This window comes from Ekhidna algicida, assembly GCF_051379705.1.
Lineage (GTDB): Bacteria > Bacteroidota > Bacteroidia > Cytophagales > Cyclobacteriaceae > Ekhidna.
Genome location: NZ_CP179868.1, coordinates 1850382 through 1871274 on the forward strand (window position 1 = coordinate 1850382; position 20893 = coordinate 1871274).

Annotated in this window: 19 protein-coding genes; 3 read left to right on the forward strand and 16 right to left on the reverse strand. The window is 40.2% G+C overall.

Annotated elements, in window-relative coordinates; translation table 11 throughout:
* Positions 1-77: 77 nt before the first annotated feature.
* Both secDF and ACL8WY_RS08125 read left to right on the forward strand, forming a co-directional pair.
* Complete coding sequence (secDF, locus tag ACL8WY_RS08120) at positions 78-3065, forward strand: protein translocase subunit SecDF (protein ID WP_436517934.1); 2988 nt, start codon at positions 78-80, stop codon at positions 3063-3065.
* Between the two features lie 115 nt (positions 3066-3180).
* Positions 3181-3915, forward strand: coding sequence for a hypothetical protein (locus tag ACL8WY_RS08125; RefSeq protein WP_436517935.1), 735 nt, complete (start codon positions 3181-3183; stop codon positions 3913-3915).
* Positions 3916-3923: 8 nt separating this feature from the next.
* On the opposite strand, the gene ACL8WY_RS08130 is transcribed toward ACL8WY_RS08125, so the two are convergent.
* The 7 genes from ACL8WY_RS08130 to ACL8WY_RS08160 form a co-directional block, all read right to left on the reverse strand.
* Positions 3924-4193, reverse strand: a complete 270-nt coding sequence (locus ACL8WY_RS08130; protein WP_436517936.1) for an acylphosphatase — start codon at positions 4191-4193, stop codon at positions 3924-3926.
* Positions 4190-4672, reverse strand: coding sequence for a YciI family protein (locus ACL8WY_RS08135; RefSeq protein ID WP_436517937.1), 483 nt, complete (start codon positions 4670-4672; stop codon positions 4190-4192). Before ACL8WY_RS08135 ends, ACL8WY_RS08130 begins: the two co-directional genes overlap by 4 nt.
* A 31-nt stretch (positions 4673-4703) precedes the next feature.
* Positions 4704-5291 (reverse strand): NifU family protein, encoded by a 588-nt coding sequence (locus ACL8WY_RS08140; RefSeq protein WP_436517938.1) that lies wholly within the window; start codon positions 5289-5291, stop codon positions 4704-4706.
* A 423-nt stretch (positions 5292-5714) separates the two neighbouring features.
* A complete protein-coding gene (locus tag ACL8WY_RS08145; RefSeq protein ID WP_436517939.1) occupies positions 5715-7133 on the reverse strand; it encodes a dicarboxylate/amino acid:cation symporter in 1419 nt (472 codons plus the stop codon).
* A 7-nt stretch (positions 7134-7140) separates the two neighbouring features.
* Positions 7141-8457 carry a dicarboxylate/amino acid:cation symporter gene (locus tag ACL8WY_RS08150; protein WP_436517940.1) on the reverse strand — a complete coding sequence of 439 codons (1317 nt, stop codon included), beginning with the start codon at positions 8455-8457 and terminating at the stop codon, positions 7141-7143.
* Between the two features lie 37 nt (positions 8458-8494).
* Positions 8495-9577, reverse strand: coding sequence for a chorismate synthase (aroC, locus tag ACL8WY_RS08155; protein ID WP_436517941.1), 1083 nt, complete (start codon positions 9575-9577; stop codon positions 8495-8497).
* Between the two features lie 3 nt (positions 9578-9580).
* On the reverse strand, positions 9581-11032 hold the full coding sequence (locus ACL8WY_RS08160; protein WP_436517942.1) for a BatD family protein: 1452 nt from the start codon (positions 11030-11032) through the stop codon (positions 9581-9583).
* Positions 11033-11194: 162 nt separating this feature from the next.
* Between ACL8WY_RS08160 and ACL8WY_RS08165 the strand changes: the two genes are divergently transcribed.
* A complete protein-coding gene (locus ACL8WY_RS08165; protein ID WP_436517943.1) occupies positions 11195-11377 on the forward strand; it encodes a hypothetical protein in 183 nt (60 codons plus the stop codon).
* 56 nt (positions 11378-11433) lie between these two features.
* On the opposite strand, the gene ACL8WY_RS08170 is transcribed toward ACL8WY_RS08165, so the two are convergent.
* The 9 genes from ACL8WY_RS08170 to bshA form a co-directional block, all read right to left on the reverse strand.
* Positions 11434-12600, reverse strand: a complete 1167-nt coding sequence (locus tag ACL8WY_RS08170) for a mechanosensitive ion channel (protein WP_436517944.1) — start codon at positions 12598-12600, stop codon at positions 11434-11436.
* A 93-nt stretch (positions 12601-12693) separates the two neighbouring features.
* Positions 12694-13356, reverse strand: a complete 663-nt coding sequence (locus ACL8WY_RS08175; RefSeq protein ID WP_436517945.1) for an ABC transporter ATP-binding protein — start codon at positions 13354-13356, stop codon at positions 12694-12696.
* Between the two features lie 55 nt (positions 13357-13411).
* Positions 13412-13972 (reverse strand): peroxidase-related enzyme, encoded by a 561-nt coding sequence (locus tag ACL8WY_RS08180; RefSeq protein ID WP_436517946.1) that lies wholly within the window; start codon positions 13970-13972, stop codon positions 13412-13414.
* Positions 13972-15309 (reverse strand): PhoH family protein, encoded by a 1338-nt coding sequence (locus tag ACL8WY_RS08185; RefSeq protein ID WP_436517947.1) that lies wholly within the window; start codon positions 15307-15309, stop codon positions 13972-13974. Before ACL8WY_RS08185 ends, ACL8WY_RS08180 begins: the two co-directional genes overlap by 1 nt.
* Before the next feature lie 96 nt (positions 15310-15405).
* Complete coding sequence (locus tag ACL8WY_RS08190) at positions 15406-16098, reverse strand: AlbA family DNA-binding domain-containing protein (RefSeq protein WP_436517948.1); 693 nt, start codon at positions 16096-16098, stop codon at positions 15406-15408.
* A complete protein-coding gene (locus ACL8WY_RS08195) occupies positions 16088-17593 on the reverse strand; it encodes a sigma 54-interacting transcriptional regulator (RefSeq protein WP_436517949.1) in 1506 nt (501 codons plus the stop codon). Before ACL8WY_RS08195 ends, ACL8WY_RS08190 begins: the two co-directional genes overlap by 11 nt.
* A 31-nt stretch (positions 17594-17624) precedes the next feature.
* Positions 17625-18722, reverse strand: coding sequence for a vWA domain-containing protein (locus ACL8WY_RS08200; RefSeq protein ID WP_436517950.1), 1098 nt, complete (start codon positions 18720-18722; stop codon positions 17625-17627).
* Positions 18723-19073: 351 nt separating this feature from the next.
* A complete protein-coding gene (locus ACL8WY_RS08205) occupies positions 19074-19628 on the reverse strand; it encodes a sterol desaturase family protein (protein ID WP_436517951.1) in 555 nt (184 codons plus the stop codon).
* A 108-nt stretch (positions 19629-19736) separates the two neighbouring features.
* Entirely contained in the window at positions 19737-20882 is a 1146-nt protein-coding gene (gene bshA / locus ACL8WY_RS08210) for an N-acetyl-alpha-D-glucosaminyl L-malate synthase BshA (RefSeq protein ID WP_436517952.1), read from the reverse strand.
* Between the last annotated feature and the right edge of the window lie 11 nt (positions 20883-20893).

Genomic DNA, 20893 nt, shown 5'->3' on the forward strand with positions numbered 1-20893 from the left:
CACTCTCACATCACATTTTAATCATACTTTTTAAAAATATTCATTCAGCCTGAATTTCAGGCTAAACCATTATAATCATGAAAAACAAAGGATTTATAGTATTCTTAACAATACTAATCTCACTGCTCTGCATCTATTATTTGTCGTTTACTTACATCTCTCAAAACATCCAGAAAGGGGCTGTAACCGCGACTCAATCAACTGATGGAACATTAAACGTATCTGAAAAGCAACGTTACCTTGATTCCATCTGGAACGAACCCGTATACAACCTATTCGGAATCGATTATACCTATAAGGAAATAAAGGAAACAGAGCTTAACCTTGGACTTGACCTTCAGGGTGGTATGCACGTAACGTTGGAGGTATCTCCTATCGATATCCTAAAAGGTCTTAGCGGAAACAGTGCTGACGCTGATTTTCTCGCAGCTTTAGATCAGGCGCGTCAAAATGTAAAAGGAACACAACTCAATTTTGTTGAGGAATTTTACAGCGAGTTTAAAGAACAGGCGCCTCAAAAAGAATTGGCTCAAATCTTTGCAACAGCAGCAAACAGAGGCAGAATCAGCCTTCAAAGCACCGATGCTGAAATCTTGGATATTATTGACACGGAAGTAGAAAGTGCCATCGATCGGTCTTTCAACATCCTAAGAACCAGGATTGACAGATTTGGTACTTCTCAGCCGAATATCCAAAGACTACAGGGCACTGGTCGAATTCAAATCGAACTTCCTGGGATAGACAATCCAGCCAGGGTGAGAAAACTACTTCAAGGAGTTGCAAAACTTGAATTTTGGGAAGTACATCAGCAGCAAGAGGTGGCTCCAGTTTTGGTAGCTATGAACAAAGTGATTGCTGATGAAATTAGAGCTAATCCTTCCTCTATTGATCTTTCTGATGAAGAGAAACAAACGAAAGATGACCTTACTGCACTGCTAGGTGCTGGGGATGAATCTGACTCATTGGCCACCAGCCCTGAGGACTCTCTGCAAAAAGCAAGACTAGACTCTTTAATCAGTACGCGTAACTCTCCATTATTTGATTTGATGGTAAATGCTGCTGGCTATGGCGGGCTTATCTACAATGTAAAAGACACTGCAAAAATAAATCGGATGCTTGAGCGTGACGATGTACAGTCAGTAATTCCAGCTACGATGAAGTTCCTTTGGGATGTCCAGCCAAAAGAAAAAGGCGAGGATCTGACAGGACCCGACTTATTGGAATTATATCCTATCCGTACAAATAGAAGCGGAAAGGCCACACTTACCGGAGAAGCCATCTCTAGTGCTGCTGCCTCACTAAACGAGCGAGCAGAGCCAGAGGTAACTATGCAAATGAATGCGTCCGGTTCAAGAATCTGGGGAAAGATGACAAGAGAGAATATCGGTCAGCGGATCGCCATAGTACTTGATAACTATGTGTTCTCGGCGCCTTACGTTCGCGGAGAAATTCCTAATGGAAGCTCATCCATCGAAGGCGGATTCCAGGAAATTGAAGAGGCAAAAGATCTTGCCAACATCTTGAAAGCAGGTTCACTTCCGGCACCAACCACGATCGTGGAAGATGTGGTGGTAGGACCTACACTTGGTAAAGTAGCTCAGGATCAAGGATTGAACTCAATCTTAGTTGGATTGGTCATCGTGATCATATTCATGGTAGTATATTATGCGAAAGGTGGTTTGATTGCGAATTTGGCATTATTCTTCAATGTATTCTTCATTATGGGAATTTTGGCTCAATTCGGAACGTCCTTGACACTTCCTGGAATTGCAGGTATTGTGCTGACGATCGGTATGGCCATTGATGCAAACGTGCTGATTTTCGAAAGAATCAAAGAAGAACTCAGAAATGGTTCCGGGCTTAAAGCAGCAATTTCATCAGGCTACTCTAAGGCTTACTGGTCTATTTTTGATGCGAATGTTACCACATTAATTGTTGGATTTATCCTGTTCACCTTGGGTCAAGGGCCTGTTAAAGGTTTTGCCATTACATTAATGATTGGTATCGTATGTTCATTCTTTAGTGCGGTATTCATCACCCGAGTGATTGTGGAAGCTTTTTCTAAAAAAGGAGATAACTCTAAACTCTCTTTTGCAAATGCTTTCTCAAGAAATGCGCTTACCAACCTAAAGTTTGATTTCCTGAGCAAGCGAAAACTTGCCTATACATTTAGTACCATTTTTATAGGTATTGGTATCGTAGCGATGATTGTGAAAGGAATCACACTGGGTGTTGATTTCAAAGGTGGACGCTCATATGTTATCACATTTGATGAAGCTAAAAGTCCTACCGAAATAAAAACTTCACTTGGCAATTACTTTGAAAATGCCGGCACCGAAGTTAAAACTTTTGGAGCTGACAATATCCTTAAAATCACAACTTCATTTAAAATAGATGATGAAAGCGATGAAGCAGACTCACAGGTGAGAGAGGAGCTTATCAGAGGACTTTCTGAGTCTACAGGACTTGCTTTCATTGAAGATGGATCTCAGTTGGGTGAAGGGAACTTTACCATTTCAAGTTCATCAAAAGTGGGGGCTACCATTGCGGATGACATTAAGAATTCATCCTACAAGTCGGCAATCTTCGCCTTGGTTTGCATCTTCATTTATATCGTATTTCGATTTAGAAAATGGCAATTCGGTCTTGGTGCGATCATCGCACTATTCCACGATACAATGTTTGTATTGTCCGCATTTGCCATAGCTAATATGTTGGGCATATCTTTCGAAGCGGATCAGGTATTCGTAGCAGCTATCTTGACAATCATTGGTTACTCCATTAACGATACCGTGGTTGTATTTGACAGAATCAGGGAAAATATGGGAATCAAGTCAGGCTCTGAATTGATCCCTGTTTTCAACGAATCTCTAAACAGTACAATCAGTAGAACATTCATTACTTCTGTTACCACATTGATTGTAGTAATCGTATTGTTCTTGTTTGGAGGTGCCGTGCTTCAGGGATTCTCGTTTGCTCTGTTGGTTGGTATTATTGTCGGTACTTACTCTTCAATATTCATTGCAACACCGATTGTAATTGATTTGAACAAGAAGAAGAGCTAAAGCATTAGCTAATTAATAATCAAAAGCCCTCATTTGCTGACAATGCAAATGAGGGCTTTTTTGTGACCATAAGTATTTTCCTTAAATTCAAGCTACCAAATCACTACAACGCAAAATGGGTAAATATCCAATCTATGCCTTTGTGGCTCTATTCTTCATTGGAATTATAAAACTCCTGCAGGTAACTGCATTCGACGTTGAAAAATACAATAAGAATAAGAAGCTAAGCTTTGCTAAACCTGAAAAAGAATCAACCATACCCTATAAGAAGGAAGGTGAAGAAGCAAAGATTCCAACTGAAGTAGTAGAAAAACCCGATAATAGCACACCAATAATTTCAGAGGATACCGCTAATCAGGAACAAAGCGATGAGCTGGATGAAAGCTTCAGTGATAGTGCTACTGAAGACAATACATCAGAAAATCCAACGCGGGAAGCAACAAGAAATTCCTATGGAAACTTATCAGAGCTTAAAAATCTGTACCTAGCTCCCAAGATTGCAAATCTTCCTCCTGGTCAGCTAAGAGAAGATGTGGTAATCAGATATTACCGACATGATCAAGATGACGATAAGGTTTATGTGCTAAAGGAGCTTGGCTATTATATTCATGAGAAAGAAGCGAATGAAACTGCCGGGCTTGGCAGCAATGTGCTGTATTATGGCGATGACGTAAAAATCGAAGATATTCAGATCGTTGCTTACACGCTTCTGGAAAAGGGATTACCTATAAAAGCAATTATACCTACTCAATTTAGCTGGAAGTCCAATTCAATTGAGATTGGTACCGACACGTTACTCCTAAATAACGCTAACCTCTCCCGAGCAGAAATACAGAATTTTAGCAAGTGAATCGCCACTCAATAAACTATACGGAAATCTTCAAAGTCTTGTAAGGAAATTTTTTCTGTTTTTACGTCATCCACTTTTGATATCGGAGATCCTATCCAACACCATTTCGTAAATTCTGCAACCTTATCTTCAGGACCAAATACCTCAATTAAAACAGATCCATCTGATTCATTTCGCACCCATCCAGTCAGGTCAAGACTGACTGCTTTCTCTTTCGTTGAAACTCTAAAAAAAACACCCTGAACTCTTCCTTTCACTTGGATGCGAGAACCTATCATATCGATTCTTTCGCCAATCTTTTATGCATGTCGCCAGCTTTCATCAAGGCGGCACTTCCGTACCAAGGATGAAGCTCCATTATCAACCTACCTGCCTGAATCGCAGGATCTGTTTTCGTTAGCTCCTCAGCTTCTTCCACAGTCTCGACCGCAAAAATGTAGATTCCTTTTACTTCCCAATCGTCGAAAAAAGGTCCGGCCATTACTAACTTCCCACCCTCAGCCATCCGAGTTATGTTGTCTAGATGCGCTCGTTGCAATCTTGCTGCCTCTGTAGAGTCTTGATCTCTATTTGGCCCTTCCTTCAAGAAAGCCATTACGTATCTACGCATGCCATAGTCATCAGCACCCGTCTCAGCAGCCAAAGTGGAATCATAAACCGGAATATCAGTTGTCACTGGTTCTTTTTGTGGTTTTTGTGATTTCTCACAAGCAGTGATTCCGATAAATATTAAGATTAATAAAAGAAGCTTTTTCATAAGGAGGGTTTTTTCTCCTAATTTCTACAAATCAACCTTCTTCTGCAACCACTTCTTTTACCTCTGGCACCATTCTCTTTAGTAGATTCTCGATACCATTTTTTAATGTGATGGTAGATGAAGGACATCCACTGCATGAACCTTGAAGGGTTACTGTAACTATACCGTCTTTATAAGAAGATAATTTTATTGCACCTCCGTCCATCTCAACAGCAGGCTTTATATACTCTTCTAAAACTCCTTTTATTTTCGCCTCGGCATCATCTCCTGTCAACTCTTCATCAATATTGTCTTTGATCTCTTCGGTCAAAATCGACTTACCTTCAAGTAGAAAATCTTTGATGAACTGCTGTACTCCCGCTTTTACTTCAAACCATTCGATATCCTCCTTTTTAGTCACGGTTATGAAATTACTCATATAGAATACACCCGTTATGAAGTCAAATTCCTCAAAAAGAGCCTTCGCAAGCGGCGCTTCGCCTGTACTCTCTTCATTAGGAAAGTCCCTACTAATACCTTCCGGCATCAGCATGAAGTTTACCACAAACTTTAGAGAATTGGGGTTTGGGTTTGATTCTGTGTAAATATTGACAGCTTTTGGTGCTTCAGTCGTCTGCATAGTTTCTGTGTTTAGCAATACAATTGTAAAGTTCGTAGAAAAGTTCGAAAGTAGCTTGGGGGATATGCGTTATAAGAGTACCATACTTATAATAATCGTTATTTATCACCCTAAATCACAAAGCTATGGTTACCAAACGAATGCAAATCTCATTTTTCATTGGTGTTCTCACCATTGTAACACTCGGATTATGTGTAATTGTGTCTCTGTGTATACTTTCCTAAAAAGGAAAATCGATAAAATCCGCTGTTAAAAGTGGATTTCTTGCCAGTTGTCGAAATTTTTTGCATACCTGATTGGTCTATTGTACCATTAACTACCAATAGCCTCATTTATGAAAAAAAATCTGGTGAGTTTGTTTCTAACAGTTTTGGCTGTGATGGGATTCGGTTTAATACTAATGATCCGAATGATCACGAGTGCCTAATCTTCAGCGTGTGGAGTCAACTCTCCCTCTGTTTTGGCAATTAGCGTAGCTACGGTAGCGTCACCCGTTACATTGGTGACAGTTCTACACATATCCAAAAATCTATCTACCGGAAAGATGATAGCGACCCATGCAGGATTTAAGCCTACTGACTGCAAAACCACAATCATCATGATCAATCCCGCACTTGGCACTGCAGCGGCTCCAATGGAGGCAAGTGATGCTGTTAAAACAATGGTCAATTGTTGGCCAATGGTAAGATCAATAAAGTGCAATTGTGCCATAAATATTACTGCAACTGCCTGATGAAGACTTGTCCCATCCATATTTACCGTAGCGCCAATTGGTAGTACGAAACTGGATATTTTTTTAGGTACACCCAGACCTTTTTCTACGCATTCCATTGTAACAGGCAGCGTTGCTGCACTTGAGCTTGTAGAAAATGCCAAGAATTGCGCAGGACTCATTTTTTTGAAGAAGTCTTTGTAAGAAAAACCCTTCACCAACAACTTTAAAATCAATGGATACAATATGAATATCACGAAAAACAGACCTCCTAAAAGAGTAAGTGAATAAGAACCCAACCCGAGGAATATCTCAAAAACTTCAGCTGGTGTATCTGCCATTTTTGCAACTACTCCAGCCAGCAAGGCAAATACAAAAAATGGTGCTGCTTTCATTACTAAATCCACCATTTTGAGGAAGATAGAGTTGACGCTCTCAACAAATCCCACCACGGGTGCTACAGTATCCTTCGGTAGCAATACGATCGTCACTCCAAAGAAAATGGCAAAGAAAATTACCTGGAGCATGAGCTGATTATTGGAAATCGACAGAATGATGTTTTCTGGAACCATATCTACGATAAACTTAAGCGGAGAACTCTCTTTGGTTTGTTCTGCTTTGCTCATCTTATCTTCCAAATCTTTTCGCTCCTGTTCAGACATTTCTCGCTCGGCCTGCGAATCCGTCAAATACTTGCTGTATTCAGGATCTGAAAGGAATGATTTACCATCCTGCGAGAGCCCCATATTGTTGTCCTGAAGCCAGATTTCATATGAAAGTCGATTCTTGATTCTCTGAGTCTCATCTATGTGAGATCCCGGCTTTATCACATTCACAAAAAGAAGTCCAACTCCAATTGCCAAAAAGGTGGTAATCATATACGCTGAAACTGTCTTTGCTCCCAACCTGCCCAAGCTGGAAACGTCACTCAATCCGGAAATTCCGGTGATGATTGAAAAAAGAACCAAGGGTACCGCAATGAACTTCAGTAACCGGATGAATATAGTTCCAAAAGGGTCTATCCAATCAATGGTAAATTCATTCCACCCAAGGTAGCTGGAGGCGAATGCCCAGATTGTACCCAAGACTAATCCGATAACAATTTTGGTATGTAGAGGTAATTTTTTCATTGAGTTCTTAGTCATTTACGTGCGCCTTCAATATATCTTCATCAATTGCATCTTCTGTAGCTGCGACTACTACTGATACTGTTGCATCACCGCTTATATTGATCATGGTTCTAACCATATCCAAAATTCTTTCAGGTGCCATTATTAGTGCAATCCCTGCAGCTGGTATGCCTACTGCCTCCAAAACGATAACCAGCATTACCAGACCTGCGCCAGGAACTCCTGCTGTACCAACTGCAGCTAAAGTGGCTGTCAACACAATCATTAATTGAGAGCTAAGAGATAAATCCAATCCTAATGCCTGAGCAATGAAAACTGCCGACACACCCTGATACAGACTTGTTCCATTCATATTAATGGTAGCGCCTAATGGTAATACAAAGCTGCTTACTTCCTCGGATACTCCCAGATGTTTCTCCACACGATCCATAGTTACCGGAAGGGTGGCTGTACTTGAGCTTGTGCTAAATCCCAATAACATTGCAGGCCGCATACCTTTGAAAAAATCGAGTACATTGATTTTAGTAAAAGATCGAAGCAAAATAGGGTAGATCACCAACATCATGATCAACATACCCCCAATAACAGTCAGTGAGTACCAAAGAAGTGCATAGAGCAACTCCCAGGCTTTGGTTGGATCATCACCTGCTATTTCTATCATCAGTGAGGCTATCAATCCAAAAACACCATATGGTGCAATTAACATGATAAACTCCACCACCTTTATAATTATCTCATTGAGTCCATCGAAGAAGGCGATCACCGGTTTACTTTTTTCCTTAGGAACCTTCAACATAGCAATCCCTATAATTATGGCGAAAAAGACTACTTGAAGCATCGCGCTATTGCTGGTTGTGGCCAGGAATATGTTGTCGGGAACCATGTCTACCAGTGGTTGCAATGGGCCTCTTGATTTTACTTGCTCCGCAAAGTCGATCTTCCCAGCAGCATTAGAATTATACAATTCCATCAAGTTTGTCCGAGTAGATTCGGGAAGTTTATGACCCGGTTTCACCACAGCAACAATAGAGAGTCCAATGGTGATGGAAATTATCGTCGTTACGATGAAGATCAGTAAGGTTTTTCCGCCCATTCTGGTGAGCTTGGAGATATCCCCAATGTTTGCGACACCGATAATTAATGATGCCAAAACCAGTGGCACCGCAATCATTTTCAAGCCACGAATGAATATGGTTCCAATGGGTTTGATGTAATCAATGGTGAATCCTGACATGACTGGAAACTGAATGCAAAGCATGCCAAATCCAAGTCCCAAAGCCATTCCTATTAAGATCTTGGTGTGGAGGGGAAGCCGTTTAATCATTTGGAGGAGTTAGGTTCAAGTGAAAATTAATGATGTGTTAGCCTCGCAATTTATTGGTTTGAGCTAATAAATAGAAATCTGCCATGACGATAGCCGACATTGCCTCCACTATTGGTACCGCACGGGGTACAACGCATGGATCATGCCTTCCTTTTCCACTTACTGTCGCAGCATTTCCTTCTTTATCAACACTCACTTGATCCTGCATGATCGTTGCTACAGGCTTGAAGGCTACATTAAAGTAAATGTCCTCACCATTCGAAATTCCTCCCTGAATTCCTCCCGAATGATTCGTCGTAGTTTGAATTTTTCCTTCTTTATTTTCAATCGAATCATTGTGCTGAGAACCACGCATTTCTGCACCATCAAATCCACTTCCCAATTCAAATCCTTTGACAGCATTGATAGACAACATCGCCTGACCCAATGACGCGCTCAATTTGGCAAACAAAGGTTCACCCAATCCAACTGGAACATTGGATATCACACCTGTGACCACCCCACCTATTGTATCTCGATCTTTTCTCACCTGATCTATGAGATCAAACATCTGTCGTGCCATCTCTGAATCCGGGCACCTCACATCGTTTGTTTCGGCATTAGATAGGTCAAGCTCATTGTATGTCTTTGACAGCTTCAAGCTTCCTACTTGAGAAACATAGGCTTGACATTTAATTCCGAGTTGATCAAGCATTAATTTGGCAATCGCTCCGGCAGCAACCCATCCTGCGGTGATCCGAGCTGAGCTTCTTCCACCTCCACGATAATCACGTATTCCATATTTTTCCTGATAGGTAAAGTCTGCGTGTGATGGCCGGAACACATTTTTGATATGGTCATAGTCTTTGCTTTTTTGATCTTGATTTTTGATCAAAATGGTAATCGGTGCACCCGTAGACTTTCCTTCAAAGACACCGGAAAAGAATTCAAAACCATCTGCTTCTTTTCGTTGTGTGGTGATTCGAGACTGACCCGGTTTGCGCCGATCAAGTTCTGATTGAATAAATTCTTCGTCTAATATTATTCCAGGAGGGCACCCATCAATTGTCACTCCGACACCAAGGCCGTGAGATTCTCCAAAGGAGGTGATTTTTAAAATATTGCCAAGTGTATTGCTCATGTATTATGCCGTTTTTTTAAACAGCAAATAGGCTGTGAAACCCAATGTTAAGGCAATAAAGATATTAACTATGATGGTAATCCAGCTATTCCCATCAATGGGTTTAAGCCCATTGTCTGCATCTGCTATCTGATCGTAAAAATCACCTAAGTCATTAGAGGCTATCGACAAGTTCTTTCTGCTTTCACCGGTCACGGAAAGCACATAATCAGACTTTAATGTATCATAGGTCTCCGTATCCGGATTGAAAAAAATCCACGAAAAGAAATCCGACATTTTATATTCACCCGGCTCATTCGGAATGGCATAAAAATCATATGCTTTTACACCTCTCACTTTGCCACTGGCTCTATTTATTTGCTGGGTCACATTTGGCGCATAAAAATCGAAATCGCTATCAGCTTCAGGCTTTGGTGGCTCAATCGCGGTGACATTACCTTCTCCAGCGATGTTAAACTTGTAGGTGAAGCTCTGACCGGTTTGCAATTCATTAGAGCTCAATTCCTCATTCAAACGATACTTGCCTACTGCTACCTGATCTCTAAGCGGATGTTGAGGTAACTCTTTTACTTTGACTGTTTTTTTCTTAGAATAAAATGTCTCAAAATCCTCTTGCCTGTTTCTACCAAAAAAAGATGGGTTCTTGGCGATTTTATACTTAATCATTTTTAACCCAATGGAAGGGAACTCGATATCCTGCTGAGTCAAGGGATAGTAGGCTGTTTGGTAGATCTTATATCTCGTATAGTTTCTGCCACCGATGGCAACCGGATCACCAGATATTTGGTCAATGCTAAAGTTTTCTTCCCAGCAGCTAGGTGGCTTCACAGTTTTCACAATCTCCGTGATTTGATTTGCTAAGTCGTAGAATCTCATTTCGGCTCGATTAGATTCTGCCACATAAAATGCCAACGTTGCTGTGAATCCTTCACCTACATACACTTCGTCTTTATCAAGCGTAAGTGCTACAAATGCATCAGCTTTGATGTCTACAAACTCATCAGTCTCAGATCTTCTTCCAAAAAATTCCGAAAATGGATCGCGTGTGGAATGTCCGGGTCTGCCCTGACGCTGCACTGCATCTCCAACAACAATTTGCGTTCCTTCAGATTTTACTTCCTTACCATTTATGGTTATAAAGAATGGCTCCAGAAGGAATGTGCCTTTTTCTGTAGCCTGATAGTTTTGTGTTAAGCTTTGGGTAGACGACATTTTGCCATTGACATAATTGGTTGTTGTAGAAGATGAGGTTCCACGCTTAATAAAACCTTCAATGGATGGAAAATCACTGTATTGCTTCAACCGGTCATTTTCTACCTGAATGGTGACGGTAAAATATTGATTGATCCCAATCTCATTCTCTCCAATTTTGACTGCCACGTCCTGAGAAAAAATATTTGTTGCAGATATTAAGATGACAGCACAACCTATCCAAAACTTGTTCGTTAATTTCATGTGTATTGTAATTTCAATGCATCTTTGAAATGTAATCAGCTTGAGCTGGTTCACTTCATTGCAGCCGCAATTTTTTTACTCAAACTAAATGTTATAATTAATCATTCGCTAAATCCAAACGCCAAATTTAAGGTGTGGGTTTGGTCATTAACAATTATTCACATGCTAGAGTACTTCAAAACTATTTTATCGAAAGTAAGCTTTGATAAGCGGCTTTTCGAGAAGGAACTTAGAAAAGCAATCAAAGCGCTAATCCCGGATGAAGTGTATGAATTGAAGGAATGGTGCTACGCCAAGTTTGGTACTAAATATGAGCCCATTCTTATATCTTGCTTCACTGAATAAATAAAAAGCCCCGATGTATCAACATCGGGGCTTTCTTTTTGTACTTCGCTTCTAATTTATTTCTTATTCTGAAATTTTTTGAGAATTTGCTCCATATGCTTTCCTGCTGCTTCTCTGCCGCCTAAACCATAAGAAAGAGCAACAGCCACAGCAATCGCACCAAGGGTAAGACCGAAAGCAAGCTCTACTATACTATTTGCAATTCCCATAGTGCGTAAGGCTATTGCCAAGAAAAGTCCTACAATGGCAACTCTTGCAATTCCAGCGACGAATGAATTGTTTTCAGAACCGCTCATTGATTTGTATATAATGGAGCTGAGGAAATTACCCATCACCAGGATAATCAGACCAAACAATACATTTCCAGATAGATTCAAGATCGTATGAAGAACTTCTGCCAAGCGATCGAGACCTAGCATCTCTACACCTGAAATTACTCCGAAAAATACCATAAAGAAGAAAATGACATTTGCGACAATGGAAGAAAGTTTCTGCTTACCTAAAACTGATTTCAACTGTAGTTTATCTACCAGTTTGTCAATACCAATATTGGCCAATAGGTCTTTCACAAATGACGTGATAAATCGTCCGCCTACAACAAATATTGTGATGATTAAAACAGCTCCAATGATGTTTGGAACTGAATCCAACATTTGATGTAATACATTATTCGCAGGGTTTGTAATTGCCTCCAAGTGGAGTGCGTTCAGCCCTTGAATGATGAAAGGGATAAAAATGACAATGAAAACAAGCTGCTGAATGAAATGTACCAGCTTATCAGTTTCTTTGAAGCCCATATTATTAGCAAGGCGGTCAAAGAAGCTTCCAGCCATTTTCACCAGATTCGATATAAATTTTGCAATGATGTAGCCAATAAATATGATGGCCATTCCTGCAAGGATATTCGGTATGAATCCCAGGAACTCATTCAGCATATTTCTGATCGGATCGAGGACATAGCTCACGCCAAGCATTTCAAGAACGATCAGCAAAATGATCAGCATCAGAACATAGTATACCAGATTGGCAATGAATTTATTGGTGTCTACGATGGTATTTCCCAATAAACGCTCATCCCACTCAGTCTTTTTCATCAAGCTATGCACTACTTTTCTCATAAGTATTGCAAATAGCCACCCAACAATCAGTACGACAACAGCGCCCACTACGCCTGGTAGGGAATCACTTACCGTATGAATTAATCGTTCTAAATAATCTGGCATTTCCATGGTTTAGGTTGGTTTAGTTAAAATGATTCTTCTATAAATCCAAATATAGACATTTTAGCAACCAACCAGGATCGGTCCAAGGAGGTATTAATCCATCACACGACCGTCTTCTAGCTGGATGACGCGCGAGCCATATTCAGCAAATTTTTCGTTATGCGTAACTTGAATAATGCTCATGCCTTCATCATGGAGTTGCTTCAAGACATCCATAACCTCCTCCCCTTGAGAAGAATGAAGATTCCCTGTTGGCTCATCGGCTAGTAGTAGCTGCGGCTTTCCAATAATTGCACGAACCACACCAACTAGTTGCTGTTGTCCTCCGGACAGTTGTTCCGGAAAGAGATCCTTTTTTGCCACCATGTTGAACCTGTCTAGCATTTCGGCAATCATGCTTGCACGCTCTTTTCCCTTGATCCCACGGTAGATTAGAGGTGTTTCGATGTTTTCATAAACGGTAAGTTCATCTATCAGGTGATAGGCCTGAAAAATGAATCCTATATGTTCTTTGTGAATTCTGGAGATTCGCTTCTCCCGAAGCTTATGTACAGGCTCATCCATGAAGTAATATTCTCCTTCAGATGGCTTATCCAGCATCCCAATAATATTTAGCAATGTTGATTTACCGGAACCTGACGGTCCCATAATGCTAACAAATTCACCTTCCTTTATTTCCAGATCAATGCCCTTTAGAATAAAGGTTCGCTGGTATTTTGATTCAATGAATTTGCTTACGTCTTTGAGGTTGATCATGTATTTGAGGTTTTTGACAAGCTAAACCTAACGAAATCAAATGAATTTAGATGCACTAATCATACTTGTATCCACCAGGATTTTCTTCGAGATTGACGCCAAGTCCTAAAACGATACGATTTACAAAATTGAAGTATGCGATTACCAGAGTGGCATCCAAAATTTCTCGGTCTGTAAATCCAGCTTTCTTAAGGGGTTTTACGAGCCCTGCATCTTCTGACTTTTCCGGATTTTCTGTTAGCTCTTTTGCAAATCGACATAGTGATTTTTCTTTTTCATCCAAAGGGGCGGCTTCAAAATCAACTTGAAACGCATCCAGCTTTTGGTCATCTCTCCAGAAATTTTTTACTGCTTCTAAATGGTGCACCTGACAGTATTCACATTTATTAGAAATGGAAACAATGACCGCCATCATTTCGCGGTGAACTCGTCTCAACGGCGATTTACCAAACATGATGGTCATGTATAATTCCATGTGGTTTACGATAGATTCCGGATTCAATGATTGGATTTTATGAACCTCCGCGATCTTACCTCGGCTTTTTATCAGGTCATCATAAATCTCTTTGAGTTCACCTTCTGCCTGATCAGGCTGTATTGTATCTATAAATGACATTACAATAAGTCGTTTGCAAGGTTTGCCAGCTCCGATCGCTCTCCTTTTTCAAGTGTGATGTGGGCAAACATTGGGTGGTCTTTGATTCGATCGATCAAATAGGATAGACCGTTTGATTGTGAGTCCAGATATGGCGTATCAATTTGATATATGTCACCAGTAAAAATGATCTTGGTGTTCTCGCCGGCTCGGGTAATAATGGTTTTTACCTCATGAGGTGTCAGGTTTTGTGCCTCATCTACAATAAAGAAGATATTGGATAAGCTTCTACCTCTTATGTATGCAAGCGGTGTGATCATCAATTTTTCCTGATTCACCATATCGGTGATCCGGGTAAATTCTTTGTCATTTTCCCGAAATTGATGTTGAATAAACTTGAGATTATCCCAAAGCGGCTCCATATATGGATTAAGCTTTGATTTAATATCTCCAGGCAGGTAACCAATATCTTTATTGCTTAATGGTACAATGGGTCTGGCTAGATATATCTGCTTGAAATTTCTACGCTGTTCCAAGGCGGATGCAAGCGCAAGCAGAGTCTTTCCAGTTCCTGCCACTCCATTGATGCTTACCAACTTAATCTCCGGATTGAGCATTGCATGCATGGCGAACGTTTGTTCTGCATTCTTTGGCTTGATGCCATAGACCATCTGCTTCTCGACCTTTTCTACACTATCCTCAATGGGATTGTAATAACCAAGCACCGAGTTCTTTTCGCTCTTAAGAATGAAGTAGTTATTGGCTGGAAATTTTTTCCGCTTCAATATTTTCTTTCTATCTATTACATTCTTTTTGAAAAGCTCATCTATGTGTTCTGAGTTGATATCTTCAAGCTCAGTCATTCCTGTGGTGAGGAGCGTATTTACGTTCTTGATTTTGCCTGTTTCGTAATCTTCGGCGGGCAACTCAAGCGATTTGGCTTTTAGTCTAAGGTTTATATCCTTAGAAACAAGGATTACCTTCCTTTTAGGCTCTTGCTCCTTTACAGTTAATGCTGCATTGAGAATGCGATGATCATTTTTACCGTCATTGAATATTTGAGTTGCATCCATGGTGCTGTCAGAATCCATGATCACCTTGAAGCAGCCCTTATTTTTTCCGTTTAGTGGTATCCAATCTTGAAGACTGTGATCTTTGGCCAATCGATCAAGCAAGCGAATAAACTCTCTCGCTTCAAAATTTTTGGTATCGTTCCCTTTCTTAAACTGATCCAATTCCTCAAGCACCGTAATAGGCAATCCTACGTCATGCTCAGCAAAGTTGAGAATGGAATCATGAGCGAATAAAATAACGGAAGTATCGAGTACAAAAATTTTCTTCTGCTTGGATTTAGCCATGCGGATGTAGTGGTTTAGTAGTTCCGAAAAGGATCATCCGTAATATTGGAGATTCACCTGAAAAAAAGAAGCGAATGGTGAGGAATTTGAGGAAAATTATTCGACTGGTGTAAAAATATCTCCGCCTTCCTTAGGCTCAATTTTTAAAGCACCAGATAAAGCTAAATCGATTAACTTATTAGAAGCAAGCTTCTTATTTAAACCACTCAGTTGTGAGAATTCTGCTAGTGTAATTCCGGAATGATCTTCGAAGTATTTGAAGAGCTCTTTGGTCTTACCTTCAAAAACAATTGGCTGATGAGGTCTCTTCTTTCTCTTTAAAATCTGTCTTACTTCATAGCTCGCCTGAATGGAATGATCGGCTGATCGTACAAAGGCTTTTCCATAGCGATGCTTCATATTTAAAAAGGCAAAATGTGGCTTTGTATGGCTCTCTTGAATGTGATAGTGCAATATCTCTACATCTTCTCTGACCTGAATCAACTCAACCTTGAAGTCAATGGCGGGACGGCACAATTCCTGAATCGCCTTGGTAAGGACAAACTCTTCATCTTCCGGATGCTTTAGTCCCGCAAGTGTTCCATTGTCATCGACCCCGATGAAGAGGTGGCCTCCATCAGAGTTGGCAAAAGCAACCACTTCCCGAATGATTTTCTCCGGATGATTCGCTTTTTTCTTAAACTCTACATATTGAGATTCTCCTCCATGAATTAGCCTCAGAACTTCTTTTACTTTTTCATGTGAGTTGCTGGTAGGATGTGGCCATATGGAAATTCTATCATTCTTCATCTCCTAACTCAGGCATGTTAAACATGCTTGTAAACAGGTCTTTGAATTGCATTCCTTGTTCCAGTTGATGCTTACTGAGCATACTGTATTCCGCTAATCCAAATAACGCAAACTCCATCAAAAAGTATTTAAATTCTTTATGTGGAGTTTTCTGATATTTATCTACAAGCTGCTCCAATCCCGGAATGCTTTTTAGCTCTTTTTGATATTCTTTTTCGCTGGCATCAAAGGTTAAATCTACCATGTTGCCTTTTTCAAACCAGTCCTTCAATTGTTCGTAAGGGTTTCCTGTGTCTTTTTTTCGTTCTTTCTCTGGATCTGGAAAGTAATTGATGAATTGAGATCGAATAGCTTTGCCTACAAGATTGTTTGCAACAATCCCCGGTCCTTCTTGCTCACCTTCATAGACTAGCTCTACTTTCCCTGTTATTGCCGGTATCACACCAATAAAATCGGTCAATCTTACACTTGTTCGCTCGTCACCACTAATCAACATTCGTCTCTCACAGGCGCTGACTAGATTTTCGTAGGCAGAAATAGTCAATCTCGCCGACACTCCACTTTTTGCATCCACATATTCGCTATCTCGCGCTTCCATGGCTATTTGTTCGACGAGATCTTTTGCAAGATCAAATATCTCTATCGAGTCAGATTGTTCTTTTGTCAAATTGGCCTCCTGATTGGTAATCTTTTTCCCAATTTCTATGGAAGAAGGATAGTGCGTGATAATCTGACTATCAATTCTGTCTTTCAACGGCGTGACTATTGACCCTCGATTCGTATAATCTTCCGGATTGGCTGTGAAAACAAACTGCACATCTAATGGCATTCTGAGCTTGAAGCCTCGGATCTGGATATCTCCCTCTTGAAGAATATTGAAGAGAGCTACTTGAATTCTTGCCTGAAGATCTGGCAGCTCATTAATTACAAAAATTCCTCTATGGGATCTTGGCACTAAGCCAAAGTGAATCACTCGTTCGTCAGAATACGGAAGCTTCAAGCTCGCCGCTTTGATTGGATCCACATCTCCAATTAAGTCTGCAATAGTTACATCAGGTGTAGCCAGCTTCTCCGTATATCGTTCGTCTCTATGCATCCAGCCAATAGGGGTGCTGTCTCCATGTTCCTCTACCTTATCTCGCGCCAGCTTTGAAATAGGATTCAACGGATCATCATTCAACGGAGCTCCTTTGACAACCGGTATGAACTCATCTAGCAACAATGTCATCATACGTGCCATTCGGGTTTTTGCCTGACCTCTTAGTCCAAGGAAATTGATGTTGTGCTTGGATAAAATGGCTCGTTCCACATCAGGAATAACTGTGTCTTCGTATCCCCAAATTCCCTCAAATATTTCCTTGCCATCTTTCTTCGATTGGATCAGGTTATCTCTAAGCTCTTGCTTAATCGATTTCGATTTGTAACCAGAGTTTTTTAATTCCCCAAGGGTACTGATCTTAAGTTGCTGTTCTGATGACAGGTCTTGATAATTCATGTATTAAAACTGTTATTTATGGCCTATGGCCTTAGAGATTCTTTCTTCTATTTCTTCGGTAATCTTCAAAAATAAGATTGCCTAGTCCTTGTAAGCTGCTGTAGTATGCATTGCCGTTATTTACCTCGGTGAATTCTTTGACAAACTCTTGCAAATACGGATCTGATGCAATCATAAAAGTGGTAATTGGCACATTGATCCGACGGCATTGTGCTGCGATATTAAGGGTTCGGTTCAGTATTTTCGGATCTAACCCAAAGCTATTTTTGTAATATTTAATCCCCTCTTTTAGGCAAGTAGGTTTACCATCTGTGATCATAAATATTTGCTTGTTTTTATTTTTTCTCCGTCTAAGTAAGTCCATTGCAAGTTCCAACCCAGCTACCGTATTTGTATGATACGGCCCAACATTTAGATACGGTAAGTCTTTAACTTCAATCTGCCAGGCATCATTGCCAAATACGATTACATCAAGGGTATCTTTTGGATACTTTCTTTTTACAAGTTCAGCCAATGCCATTGCTACCTTTTTAGCGGGTGTAATGCGGTCTTCACCGTATAAAATCATGGAATGACTTATATCAATCATCAAGACAGTAGAGGTCTGTGTCTTGTACTCACGTTCTCTTATTTCCAGATCATTCTCAGTGAGCATCAGATCATTCAATCCATGATTAATTTGAGCATTTCTTATGCTCTCTGTCATCTCAATCTGCTCAAGGGAATCGCCAAATTGAAACTCTCGATAATCTGAGGTGATCTCATCACCAGCTCCGGTATGATTCGTTTTATGACTTCCTCTTCCGGATTTTTTTAGTTTTCCAAAGATTTCTTCTAAAGCGCTTTTACGAATTTCCTGTTCGCTTTTTGCTGTAATTCTAAATTCTCCTTTTTCATTCTTATCGTCGATGTATCCTTTGTTTTTAAGGTCATCAATAAAGTTTCCAATGCCGTACTCTGCATTTGAGATTCCATGCTCACGATCCAGGTTTGTTAACCAGCTCAATGCTTCATTAACATCTCCTGAAGTGATTACCATCAATTGAAGAAAAATATTGAGCAGATTATCAAATGTATTTTGCTCCGGATTTTTCTCGGGAATGAATTCTGTAAATCGATATCCGATCATAGCATTAACTTAACTAAAAACACAGAGGAATGATTTCCTGAAGTGAAAGAATTATGAAAATCGAGAAATGTTAGGAGTACTTTACGCCTTTAATAAACGAAGATTACGTACAATTCATTTGGCCTGAAAAAAATATTACTGCAATGAATTGAGGATTTTTTCTGTTAAATTAACAGAACAGAACCTCCTATTATGCCTGGCAGAAGACCCATATTCGCTTCATTGATATCCAATTTATTTTGGGGTACTCGGGATTTTTTGTTTAAAGCTACACTAGAGCCAGCTTCTCCCGAAAAAAGAAAAGCTAAAGAGGCTAAAAAAGCCGCCAAACAAAAGAAGAAAGAAGACTGATTACTTTTTAGGCATGGTACGGAAAATCAAATCCCAAAAAGGAGAAGATACTCCGAATGCATTTCCCGGATCTTTGTAATGATGAATGCCGTGATGTACCCACAAAACCTTCCAAAAGTTTTTTGGTGGTTGGAATGCATGAACCATATAATGTACCCAAAGGTAGGATGCATACCCCATCAGGAATCCTGGTAAGAAGCCATACACATTGGTTCCCATAAACAATTGAAATAGAAAGAAAAATCCTGTGGACAATGCTAAGCTCAATGGAATAGGCATAGCGAGCCTATCCTTATCTTTGGGATAATCGTGGTGCACTCCATGAACAGCATATGCAAACTTCTCCTGTTTCTCCGTTTTTGGATTTAGGTGGAAAAGAAATCTATGCATAATATATTCTACTAAGGTGAACGACATAAAGCCTGCAATGAAGAGGAGTATCGCGTTCAATGCAGTTATATAGGATTGTTGGAAACCATAGATCATCAAACTAGAAGAAATGATTGTGAACAAGACTAGCGGCACTGCTATGTGAGTCCTCGTCAGCCTTTCCATGAACTTATTTTTAAAAAGCTCTTTCGTCCCTTTTGCGTGAGGTTTATTCTTTAGTTCCATTGCTTATTTTAGTTCAAGGCAAAATTAGGGAAAAGAAACCCTAATCTTTTACAAACTCTCTGTTAATGACTGTTTATGTTTTTCTAAAACTGAATCGTAGTAAGCCTCATATTTTGGTAGAATATTGTTTACATCAAATTCTTTTGCGCGTGCCAGTGCGCCTTTCTTGAATGATTCCAAGTTTTTATTGTCAAGGATATGGATCGCCTTTTCTACCATTGCATCCACGTCACCTACATTACAGACATAACCTGATTTACCCTCATTATTCAACTCAGGAAGTCCTCCGGCATTTGTTGAAATAACCGGAACCTCACACGCCATTGCTTCTAGCGCTGCAAGCCCGAAGCTTTCCTTTTCTGAAGTCATCAAGAACAGGTCGCTTACTGATAGCACCTCCTCCACTGCTTCTAGTTTTCCAAGGAATCTAATATCCTCAGTACATATTTCTCTCGCAATATCTTCCATTCTTTGGCGCTCCGGTCCATCGCCTATCAACAGTAGCTTTGATGGTATCACTTTTCTTACTTCACAAAAAACCTTAAGCACATCGTCCACCCGCTTTACTTTACGGAAATTGGAGGTATGTACTACCAGCTTTTCATCATTGGGACAAATGGCTTTTTTAAAATGATCCTTGGGCTGTTTTTTGAATCGATCAAGGTCAATGAAATTGGGGATCACTTCGATTGGAACGGAAATATCAAAATGTTCTAATGTATCATTCTTAAGGTCTTCGGAAACCGCTGTTACTCCATCGGATTTGTTTATGGAAAAGGTGACTACAGGTTCGTTGGTGGCATCCTTACCAACAATGGTAATGTCTGTTCCATGAAGGGTGGTTATGAACGGAATCTCATATCCTTTGGTCTTCAGGATTTGCTGCGCCATATAAGCGGCAGATGCGTGAGGAACAGCATAATGAACATGTAGTAAATCCAGCTTTTCATTCATAACCACATCTACCATCCTGCTAGCTAATGCCAGCTCATAAGGTGGATATTGAAAAAGTGGATACGATTTCACACTCACTTCATGGTAGTATAAATTTGGATTGAAGAAATCCAGCCGTGTAGGCTGAGAGTAGGTGATAAAGTGAATCTTGTGTCCTTTCTTAGCTAATGCTTTGCCAAGTTCAGTGGCCACTACTCCACTTCCACCATAAGTGGGATAACATACTATTCCTACCTTCATTTATTAGGTTT